8 protein-coding genes, 1 tRNA gene and 2 pseudogenes are annotated in these 10,193 nt (G+C 61.8%); 10 read left to right on the plus strand and 1 reads right to left on the minus strand.

What is annotated here, in order from left to right; all coding sequences use genetic code 11:
• Positions 1-837, plus strand: a pseudogene (locus tag J8I82_RS36375) (NtaA/DmoA family FMN-dependent monooxygenase); the annotation flags it as partial.
• A gap of 61 nt (positions 838-898) precedes the next feature.
• On the opposite strand, the pseudogene J8I82_RS38820 reads toward J8I82_RS36375, so the two are convergent.
• A pseudogene (locus J8I82_RS38820) lies at positions 899-1,045 on the minus strand (transporter substrate-binding domain-containing protein); the annotation flags it as partial.
• A 390-nt stretch (positions 1,046-1,435) separates the two neighbouring features.
• On the opposite strand from J8I82_RS38820, the gene J8I82_RS36380 reads away from it, so the two are divergent.
• From J8I82_RS36380 to J8I82_RS36410, 9 genes are all read left to right on the plus strand, one after another.
• Positions 1,436-1,651, plus strand: coding sequence for a hypothetical protein (locus J8I82_RS36380; RefSeq protein ID WP_209765274.1), 216 nt, complete (start codon positions 1,436-1,438; stop codon positions 1,649-1,651).
• On the plus strand, positions 1,642-1,986 hold the full coding sequence (locus J8I82_RS36385; RefSeq protein ID WP_209765261.1) for a hypothetical protein: 345 nt from the start codon (positions 1,642-1,644) through the stop codon (positions 1,984-1,986). Before J8I82_RS36380 ends, J8I82_RS36385 begins: the two co-directional genes overlap by 10 nt.
• 858 nt (positions 1,987-2,844) lie before the next feature.
• Positions 2,845-4,275, plus strand: a complete 1,431-nt coding sequence (locus tag J8I82_RS36390) for a Wadjet anti-phage system protein JetA family protein (protein WP_209765263.1) — start codon at positions 2,845-2,847, stop codon at positions 4,273-4,275.
• A 19-nt stretch (positions 4,276-4,294) separates the two neighbouring features.
• Complete coding sequence (locus tag J8I82_RS36395; protein WP_284183258.1) at positions 4,295-4,954, plus strand: DUF4194 domain-containing protein; 660 nt, start codon at positions 4,295-4,297, stop codon at positions 4,952-4,954.
• On the plus strand, positions 4,944-5,627 hold the full coding sequence (locus J8I82_RS38825; protein ID WP_245180581.1) for an ATP-binding protein: 684 nt from the start codon (positions 4,944-4,946) through the stop codon (positions 5,625-5,627). Before J8I82_RS36395 ends, J8I82_RS38825 begins: the two co-directional genes overlap by 11 nt.
• A complete protein-coding gene (locus J8I82_RS38830; protein ID WP_245180584.1) occupies positions 5,615-6,469 on the plus strand; it encodes a hypothetical protein in 855 nt (284 codons plus the stop codon). Before J8I82_RS38825 ends, J8I82_RS38830 begins: the two co-directional genes overlap by 13 nt.
• Before the next feature lie 46 nt (positions 6,470-6,515).
• Positions 6,516-8,591 carry an SbcC/MukB-like Walker B domain-containing protein gene (locus tag J8I82_RS38835; RefSeq protein WP_245180586.1) on the plus strand — a complete coding sequence of 692 codons (2,076 nt, stop codon included), beginning with the start codon at positions 6,516-6,518 and terminating at the stop codon, positions 8,589-8,591.
• Positions 8,588-9,256, plus strand: a complete 669-nt coding sequence (locus J8I82_RS38840; protein ID WP_245180589.1) for a hypothetical protein — start codon at positions 8,588-8,590, stop codon at positions 9,254-9,256. Before J8I82_RS38835 ends, J8I82_RS38840 begins: the two co-directional genes overlap by 4 nt.
• A 209-nt stretch (positions 9,257-9,465) precedes the next feature.
• A tRNA-Ile gene (locus J8I82_RS36410) sits at positions 9,466-9,553 on the plus strand.
• Positions 9,554-10,193 lie beyond the last annotated feature (640 nt).

The following is a 10,193-nucleotide window of genomic DNA, read 5'->3' on the forward strand; positions in this document are numbered from 1 at the left end:
TTGGCGGCCTCGGCTCATCCCGCCATGATATCCGAGGCGATTAATTATTCAACCTATTTACGGGATGTTGTACTAGCCGCCGTCACGCAGCGTATCGGGCTTGTGGCGACGGCGTCGACCACCTATAACGAGCCATACCACGTAGCCCGAAAGTTCGCATCGCTCGACCACCTGAGCGGCGGCCGGGCGGGGTGGAACGTTGTGACGTCATGGTCAGATGCCGAGGCCCGCAATTTCAGCCTGGACCTGCATCCCGAGCATGCCGACCGCTACGCGCGTGCAGAGGAATTCGTCGACGTCGTGACCGGGCTGTGGGATAGCTGGGAGGACGACGCCTTCCTTTACGACAAGGCGAGCGGCGTGCATTTCGACGCGTCGAAACTGCATCGGCTCGACCATCACGGCAGGCATTTTCGGGTGCGCGGCCCGCTCAACATCTCACGCTCGCCCCAAGGGCATCCGGTGATCGTGCAGGCTGGATCATCCGAGGCCGGACAGGAACTGGCCGCGCGCACGGCCGAGGTTATCTTTACCGCGCAGCAGTCGCTGGAAGGGGCGCAGGCGTTCTACCGCGGACTCAAAGGGCGGCTGGCGCGGTTCGGGCGCACACCGGACCAACTCAAGATCCTGCCGGGCGTTTTTCCTGTGGTAGGCCGAAGCGCGGCAGAAGCGGAGGAGAAGTTAGAGGCGCTGCAGGACCTGATCCTGCCGTCAGTCGGGCTCGCGCTGCTGTCGCAGCATCTCGGCGGCATCGACCTGAGTGGCTATCCGCTCGACGGTCCGTTGCCGGACAACCTGCAGGAGCCGAACGGTGCAAAGAGCCGCTTCCAGCTCGTAACCGGTGCTCGGGGTTGTATTCCATCGAGGCGATCAGCAGGTCGACCTTGCCTTGCTGCAGGAACTGCACGCGGTTGGAAGGTTGCACTGGCACCCGCTCTGGTTCCACGCCAAGCCGCTTCGCGAGGTCGCGTGCCAGTTCAGGATTCCACCCGACGAGCTGATGCGTGGCCGGATCAATGGAGCCAAAGGGTCCGCCGCCGGCCATCACGCCGATGGTGACCTTGCCGCGTTGCTTGATGCGATCGAGCGTGGCATCCGCTCAGGCGACGTTCAAGGTCAGGGCGGTGAAAGCCGTGGTAGCGGCGAGGCGGTAGAGTGGGGCGGGCATGTCTCAAGATCCGAACAATGGGGAGGAAACGATGCTATCGGGAGGCGCTGTGACAAACAAAGAATGCATTTAGATATGGATATGCGATGCCGCCAGAAGGTGTGCCGGCAGTGATCCGGCGTGAACGAGGAATTTCGCATGCTGCCAACGTTTGTCCATCGATATGCAGGCGTCCCGTCTATGGAAAGACGAATCCCTGCGTTCGCAAGACAGGCGTCGATCCTTACCATGTCAGCTTTTCCGAAGGGACTGCGAGGCGAGGTACACATGGCACGACGCAACGATCGGATGAGCCAGGGCCGCATTCCTCTATCCCGGCAGGCACCCACCATATTGCCGTTTGGTGGCATCCCCGGGGCCAAGGCCGACGCCGGCATCGATTTCCGGCACTATGTGGAACTGGCGCAGGCCGCCGAGGCGGCCAAGTTCCGTCACAGCAGCAGCCGTGCAGACAACAAGGTAATCGGCTCGAAGTGCGCCTGACTGCGAGGTTACGGCACAACTATGCGGGAACAACGCTGCGCGAGCATCTCGGCTGCGGCATCCGGCGCTACGCGGCGAGCGCGATCGGGACCGCGTGGCCGTGGCGTGAAGGTAGAAGCGGGGCGAGCGTGGGGCGTTCGGTTGATCCAACGCCTTTGTACGAAAGCAAATGGATCAGCACGAGGGGCGTCATGATGTGCAACTGGGGAATCGCCGTGGCGGGCATGGGCTCGCTGGGTCTGTGCCTTGCCCTGAAAGCCGATTCAAGCTGGTTTCAGCTCGTCGGACTCTTCCTGACCTCGTTCGCCATCTATTTCTACGTCATCCGCGTTTAGTTCTTCCAGGCGCACGCATTTGGCGGACCAGCTGCAACGCAGGCCCCTTTCTCAAGACGGAATCGGCCGTTCTGGCCAGCGTTCCGTTTGTTCTTCAGATGGAAGCCAATCGAATGCGGCGTACCGCGTAAAGCATGGAGTGCCCATGGCTTGTCAGCCGCGGATGGGCATTGCTGCCGCTATGCCCATGTTCCATCGTGACAAAAACTGTTGTTCGAGCAAGGCATCCAATTGCTCGTGGTCGAGATCGTAAATCGCCGGCGTATCGGCAAGCAGCAGTAGTGCTGCTGCTTTGCCTTCCGGCAGACTCCTGGCTAATCCGTTGGAGCCGTGTTCGACTCACGGGAGGTCCGCCTATTCGGCACGCCCCCATATTTGTCCCACGACCTTCCTCTCCCTTGAAGCTGCCCAAAGACATCCATCTGAGGGCGTGCGTAGTCTGCGTACCCGTTTCTGCGAATCGAGGAGAGTCTGAAGAATGCTGGCATCTTCCGCACTTTTGGCGTCTGGTTAATCAGCAAGGGAATCGCTTCGTGCAAGAAGGCCGCGGGCTCGCTGCGAGATATTGCGAAGCCGCGCGGAATGTGCCGAGCGTTGTGGCTGGCGGCGCGTAGAACCTGTCGAGCCTGGCAAGTACCTGGCGATCAGTGGCGTGGATGACCAACAATCTCCTGATGGACCTGACGCCTGGGATAGAGCGGGCCCATGGGTGCCGGCTCCTACACGCAATTCGCGCTGGCGGGCTGAACGAGGCCGCAGCAGGGCAATGCAGCGAGGAGTGGTATCGTACGTGTTTGGTTACTACGGATATGGTACGCAGGTGCAAGGCCGGAGTATCGAGAGGGGACATCAGCCGCCATGATGGATTCGGGTTATCCGCAGTTCTTTCGTCCGCTGACGCTGAAGAGGCGCCGGTTGATTGCTGCCTGCATCCGCGCATTCTATGCGCGGCTTTATGGTTCCCATGCCGACTACCGTTCCATCCTCGGACGCGAGGACTTGCGTGACCTGTTTGTTCAGACCATGCAGTCCGCCACCCCGCCGGCGGACCCTGCGGGAGAAGATGGCGAAGATGGATTCACCGTCGGTGACCTTGCCGACGATCAGAAGCTGGCAAGCGCCATCGTGCGCCTCCTCGTCGCGGATGGCTGGCTCGAAACCGCCGAGGATCGCGTCCGACTGGTTACCGCCTACCGCTTTACCCGCGCCGGCAAGATCTTCGCTCAGGCGCTGACGCTGGCTGACCGCTCACGCGAACGGACGCGTCAGCGGAACATGCGCTCCTGCAAGAATGCACTGAGCGCCTTCATCGAGCGCCGCGACGTGGAGGACCTGCTCGATGCTTACGAGTATGCCGATCGGGTCATTGCCGACCTCTCCGAGGACATCGAACTCTTCTACGACTTGGCGCGCAAGATATTGCTCGATGCGCATGTGCAGGGCAATTGGGATGGGTTCATCGAATTCGTAGAGCGACGTTTCCGTGATGAGTTCTCGCCCCGGCTCGTCTATGACAATGCCGAACGCCATCGGCTGGACATCGGGGCACTGATCGAACGTCTAAACGAGTTAAGCGCGGCTGAGATGGAGGCCATTGACGATGACCTGGCCAATCACGCGGCATGGGCCGCCCAGGCTGCGCCTGAAGGGGCTATCTTGAGATGGATGCTCGATCGGATCGACGAGATGGTGACGGCGGCCTGCCGGACGAAGCAGCCGGAATTGTTCCGGGCCATGGAAAGCTACGTCCGCCGCCATGTGGTCTTGTTATCGCAGAGTCTATACATGGGGGCATCGGGCAGCGGGGCGGCATTGTCCACCCTGATCCGCCGCCTGGGGGAGATGCCGGCGCGGGATCAGGGCCCGTGGCTGGAGCGGCAGGGGGCGGCGCTCGCACCGGTAAGCGTGGCGCTGTATGATCCCGCGGCGGTGCAGCCGAGAAAGGCCGTCGAGCGTAACCGAGCACAGGCCGTGAGCATTGTCCCGGAGATCACACGAGAAGAGCGTTTGCGTCAATTCGTACGGCAAGCGCAGGAGCGGGCCTTCTCCTTGTCGCATCACGAAGTCGTGGATTACTTGCTCGGTTCCATGCGTGGCACGGGCGCGTTGCGCCTGTCCGAGTTGCCGGTTAACGATGCCATCCAAGCGTTATCGCTGTTGCGCGCAGTCGAGGCGGCACGGGACCATGAGGGACTGGAGGTGGAGCGGCTAGACGCCGAGCCGCTGGACAATGCCATCATGGCTGGCACCGACTATGCAATCAGGAGGCGTCACATCGGCCATGGATGAAATAACGATTGGGCAACTGGTGGAAGCGGAACTGAAGGCGGGGGGCGTCAGGCCGGAGGCGTTCCGGCAGATTCTTGGGCGCCTGTTCGGACTGTCCATCCTGCACCGGGAGGACAGCGCCATCGAGCGTCAGCTCTACGACGACGCCGTGCGTATCGAGGGTCTGCTCAATGCGTACTTCGATGTGGGCGGGTTCCGGCTGCTGCACGAGCGGCATCAGAATTATTTTCGGCTTTACCCGCCCGGGGCGCGCGTGCCGGGACTGCCCGCCGAGGACGATGCCATCGCCGTGGAGGCTGTGCGAGCGAAGCTCTCTGCAGATTTCGTGGCATGCTGCCTGGTGCTGCGCTTGCTGTACAACGAATGCCTGCGCCAAGGCTCGATCAACGAGCGCAACGAAGCGCTCATCACCGTGGAATACCTGAATGCCACGCTGACTGCGCAGGCGCGCCGCTCATTGCCGGCCAAGACTGCGCGGGAGAAACTCTTCGCTGACCTCAAGCGTGCCCGCCTAATCGATTACCGGGCGGATTCCGAGGTGGAAGATGCTGACGCTCTGGTCGCGATTCGTGGGACGATCCTGCAGTTCGTTGCGGATTCCGCCATCGATGCCCTGCTAGCCGAGACTTCGACGCCCGTGTCGGCGGTCACGTCGCCGGAGCCTGACGATGAAGCTTGAGAAGCTCATCCTGGTCAACTGGGGTTTCGTGGTGTCCCGGGAATACCCCTTTGGTCACACCACCTTGCTGTCGGGCTCGACCGGCGTTGGGAAGTCCTCGTTTCAGGACGCGATCCAACTGGTCATGACCGGCGGCAAGCAGCACATCAACGTTTTCAACTCCGCGCAGGACGAGAGCGGCGCCTCTCGCGCGGGCGGCAAGGTGAGGCGGACGCTGGCGTCCTACGCGGTGGGCATGCGCGACAACCTCTGCGTCCGGCCGTATGGGTCGCACACCTATGTCGTCGCGGTCTTCGCGCCAGATGACGGGGAATCTGCCGAACCATTCACCGCCGTGGTGGCCGTGGAAGCTGCCGTGTCCGGGTCGCGCGAGCAAGGTCGCAGCGTCGACGTGGCGCGCAAGCTCTATTTTGTGCTGCCAGGCAGCCGCGTAATGGAGGCGGATTTCATCGAGTCGCGCAAGGGCAATTCCATAACCGTGGTAAAGGTCGAGGATATCTACCATCGGCTGCGCCAGCGCTATCCGCGTGTCCTGCCGTTCGAGAACAGCATCGAAGATTATCTGTGCAAGCTCTATGCCGAGTTTCGCGGTGGCGGCAAGACGCTGGTCGGGCCGCGCGGGCTTTCGTCCAGTCCATTGCCCGCAAGACTGTCGGGTCGGTGGACGAGTTGATCCGGGAGCAGGTGCTGGCCGAGCCCGATTTTTCCGATCAGATCGGGCATATTGCTTCGCTCATGCAGAACGTGCAACGTCTGCGCATGATCGCCACCGAATTACTGGCGTGCCGGGAGCGGCTCGGCGTGTTGAAGGCGCACGCGGATGCATTCCTTGCCGCGTTCGAAGAGGCCATGGAGGCCGAACTGGGCGAGGTGCTGCGCCGACAGCAGGATGTCGAAGAGGAGATCCAAAGACTGGAGGCCTGCCGGCGCCTCGCCTTGGCCGATGTCGAAAAGCAGCAGGCGCTTGCCGACCGGCATGCACAGGCGCTAAAGCGCGCCACGGAATTGCACGGCACTGCCAAGGGTCGGCTCAACGGGAATCCGGTGGCGCAGGAGCGAGAGCGGATCAGCCGCGAGATGGCCGCGGCCACCGAAAGTCGATCCCGAATCGCGCTGGACGTCCTGGCCGCCCTGACGGGCTTGCGAGGCGTGCTGGACGAACTGGCTGCCTTGGCTAAACTGCCAGCAGCGCCGGCCTGCGCCTACACCCCCCATGTGGAGCATCTGATCGTCGATGCCGCGGCGATCGATGCCGCCGACGGCCGGGCCGCCGCGCGTGAGCTGGCGGCGATGCTGACAGGCGCGCAGATTGACCCGGCAAGCCTGCGGCGCGACCGGTTCGCCAGGCTGGATACTGCCCTGGCTCCCATTTCGCAACAGCTGCACAGCGCCGAAGGTCTGTATGGGGCAGTGGTGCAGGAGCAGGCGCGGGAGTCGGATCGCGCTGCCGACCTGCAAAGGGAAATCGATGATATGAAAAGACGCCGGCAAGGGCTGGAGAGATGGCCACTTTGACTTGCCCGCGCATGTGGAGTCCGCAGTCCGATATCTCGAAGCTCAGATGCCGGCCGCCCGTCCCAGGGTGCTTTGCAACCTTGTCCAGCCGCGAGACGGCTCACGTTGGCAGAACGCCATCGAAGGGCTATTGGGCGGCAATCGCTTTGTAATTCTGGTGGACTCGCAGTACGAGGCGAGCGCCATTCGGGCGCTGCGGCACGAGATGCCGCCGACTCGGCAGGGGCGAGAGGCTTCCGTGGTGCAGGGTGAACTGGCTAAGCGGCGGTCGGAAAATCAGACCCTGTCGCCAGATGCTGTGCTGCAGGAACTGGTGATCGCCGATGAGACCGCGCGTGCCTATCTGGTTGCGAGCTATGGGCGTTACATCAAGGTCGCGGATGCGCAGGCGCTGCGCGGCGCGCCACAGGCACTGACCGTGGACGGCATGGCCAGCGGCGGCTTCAAGATGTTTTCTTCATGGGTGGACGACGGCGAACTTGCCTTTGGTGCAGAGGCGCGGCGCAAGCGCGTGGTTAGGCTTACCCGGCAGATCGACGAAAAATCGCAGGAAAGGGACGCACATCGAGCAAGCGCCGCTGAGTTGGCCGCGTGGGGCGCGCGTCTGCTCGCCCTGCAGCTTGTGCCTGTCGCGCCAATGCTGGACAAACTAGGCGAGACGCTGCGGGGACTGAGTAGTCTCGCGGCGCAGCTCGCCAGTCTAGATGATGCCGATCTCATCTTGCTGGAGCGGCGCGTAGCGCGTGCGGAGCAGCTTTTGGAGGGCCACCACCGCCAGTCGAATACCGCCGCACGCTTAGCAGGCGAAGCGGAGGGCCGGGCGCGTGGCTTCGAAGCGAACATCACCGACGCCGAGGCCAAGCTTGTGGGGTGCCAAGACGCTGTGCGCCAGGTAAACGCCCGCGTGGCTGAACTGATCCGGCTCAATCCGCATTTCGACCCAGTGCGGCTGGACCAGCGCGTTCGGGAGGCGGCCAAGGATCAGACCGCCGCGTCTTTTGATGGACTGCGGCGGCAGCAAGCCGGAATCTACCGTCAGGAGCGGGAGGCATTCGAGCGGAAGCTCGAGGCCCATAATCTCTTGTCATCCTCGTTCGATGAGCGGGTCGACTTTCAGCCGTGCCCGTCGACCCAAGGGGAGTACGAGTGGCAAGCCTATGGCGGCGTACCTGCTGCGCGGCGTCAAATCGCGGCCATGTTAGAACGGCTCGACCAAGTGCGCATTCTCAACAACACTAGCGAGCTGCGGGACGCCGAGAAGAGTTTCAACAACACCTTCAGTACGCATTTTGCGCTGGCCGTACGCACCGCGGTGGAGCAGGGCATCGATCCGCTCAAGCGGCTCAATGAGAAGCTCAAGCGCCTGGCATTCGGCGAAGACCGTTTTGAGATTGAATACGGACAAATGGTCAGGGAGTACAAAAAGTACTTCGATCTGTTCCAGGAACTAAATCGGCTGGCCGAGACACAAACGCCGGTGGATCTGTTCTCGGCGGCCGAAGGCGTGCTATCCGCCGACAGCGTCGTGGCACTGGACGACATCAAGCTGCTATTGCTCGACACCAACCGCGACCACGCGTTGCGGCGGCTGAAGGACATCGCGGACTACCGCAACTATCGGCAGTATGACATCCGCAAGTATTCGGAAGATGGACGCGAGGCGTCCTTGGCGAGAATGGCGACGTTCTCCGGAGGCGAGCTGATGACGCCGGCCTATCTCGTACGGGCCGCGGTGCTGGCCCAGGCATTTCGCCAGTTCGAAAAGACACCGAGCCTGAAGCTCATGATGATCGACGAGGCCTTTGACAAGATGGACGAGGGTCGTACCGCTGCGGTCATGCGCTATCTCAATGAGAACTTGGGCCTGCAACTGGTGGTCGCCATGCCGTCCCGCGCATCCGGCCCCCTGCTTGAGTTATTCAGTTTTGAGCACCGTTTTTCCCTGATGAAGGTGGAGGGACTGGCGGGGGAACTCGATAAGATTACCGAGGTAGACAGCTCCCTGTTGAAGGCAGACCGGCTGCATGCCCTCTGGACTGAACGGCGACAGGCGGTGCGGCGGGAGGCAGCACGGCAGTTCGAGTTGCAAGAAGCACGCAAGCAACTGGACACGGGGACATGAGCAGCGACAGCATTCCGGAGCACCGGCCTGCGGTCCTCAAGGCATTGCTGGATGCACTGGTGGACCGCATCGAGGCAAAGCCGTTTGCGCAGAGGCGGCGCGATATCAGCTTCCCGTTGAATGCCGGGACGTGGCCGGCGTTTTTCGCGATTGCCCTCCATGGCGAACGTATGTTCGTGTGGCGCGCCCTAGAAGCGCTGCAGACGCAGTCAGGGCTATCGCTGGTGTTTGACCAGCGTCGCGGCCAGCGGGACCTTGATATCTGGGAGCGCTCCCCGAAGCTTGTCATTGCCGCGCATGCGGAAGCGTTTCTTCGCGACGAGACGGGGCGCCAGAACTGTCGCATATTTGTCTGGCGCGTCGAAACGCTACAGACTTTCCTGATCGACGTCAGAGACGTGCATGTTGCCGGCGGCGATGGATCGAAGCCTAGCCTCCAGAGGCGAAACCCTGGCGTCCCGCAAAGCTTTGGTGCCCGCGTGCGAAGTTTTCCGAATCCTACTACTCCAACTGGCTGCTGTCGGGATCGCAAGGGGGAGGTGTGGTATCTGACGCCTCTATGTCTGGCTCGAGGACACACGCTACAGCGGCTGCCGCCCACCCGATCAGCCAAGCACACGAACCGCTGCCACTGGCGGGCAACTGCGCGTCAAGAACGTCATTGATGCCATGCACCCGGCCCCGAGTGCCGACTTGTACCGCCTGTATCTGACCATTGGGCGGATGCATCAACGATGCCAAGCGTATCCACGAGGTCCGCAGGATCTACACATAGATAGATGACGGTCAACTGGCTCGCAAGGCTAATTCAAGAAGCGGTGCATGCATTTTGCGAAAAGGCTACATTCAGGGTAATATCTGGCGCTTCGCTATTGGGCCGGACGCCGTGTTAGTTGCAGGCAGCGGCCTCATAATCCGCCGGAGATATTCCACCGTGGGTTCGAATCCCACCCGGCCCACCACGCTTGCCCTTAAGCCCTCCGTTCTTCGATTTAACGAGCTCCCCGCACTCAGGGGACACACGCGAGTTTCCCCTCGAGCGGACCCGGCGCACGGCTTCGAGCATGGAATGCCCCGACTTGTCAGGATTTGTCAGGCGGGGGTAGGCATTTTCTGCTGTATGTCCATGCCCAATCGTGACCGGATTGTGTACCAATAAGGTATCCAATTGCTCGGGCTCGCGATCGTCGATCCGCTGCGCACAAACCAAATAACGATAGTGCGGCGATTTCAAGCGGGCTGAGCATATCGGCCTCCCCTGGTAAGGGCGGCGCTTGGCAGGGGCAGCGAAAGAGGAAGCGTTGCTGCGAAGACACGCAGCACCAAAAAGAAAATCCCCGCGAGCGGCAACGCCGAGTGGGGATTCTCTTTACCGCTTACGCGGCCGGAGGACGGTTACAGCGCTTTGATCTTCGTGGCTTGTTCGCCCTTTTGGCCCATCGCTTTCACGTACTCCCCCCGCGGCAGAATAGATGTCGCCCCGATAGAATTTGAACCCTGGGGGCGATAAGAGAGAGAAGTGGCTCGTTACGGACAGGAATTCAAGGACCGGGCAGTAGCACGGTTGTTACCGCCGGAGAGTGCGGCGGTGGAAGTGGTTTC

Source organism: Cupriavidus consociatus (assembly GCF_017814975.1).
GTDB classification, from domain to species: domain Bacteria; phylum Pseudomonadota; class Gammaproteobacteria; order Burkholderiales; family Burkholderiaceae; genus Cupriavidus; species Cupriavidus consociatus.

Coding starts and splice junctions, on each gene's coding strand:
- J8I82_RS38825 (WP_245180581.1), top strand. CDS start 4,944: ATGAAGCTTGAGAAGCTCATCCTGGTCAACTGGGGTTTCGTGGTGTCC.
- J8I82_RS36380 (WP_209765274.1), top strand. CDS start 1,436: ATGGCACGACGCAACGATCGGATGAGCCAGGGCCGCATTCCTCTATCC.
- J8I82_RS36390 (WP_209765263.1), top strand. CDS start 2,845: ATGATGGATTCGGGTTATCCGCAGTTCTTTCGTCCGCTGACGCTGAAG.
- J8I82_RS38835 (WP_245180586.1), top strand. CDS start 6,516: ATGCCGGCCGCCCGTCCCAGGGTGCTTTGCAACCTTGTCCAGCCGCGA.
- J8I82_RS38840 (WP_245180589.1), top strand. CDS start 8,588: ATGAGCAGCGACAGCATTCCGGAGCACCGGCCTGCGGTCCTCAAGGCA.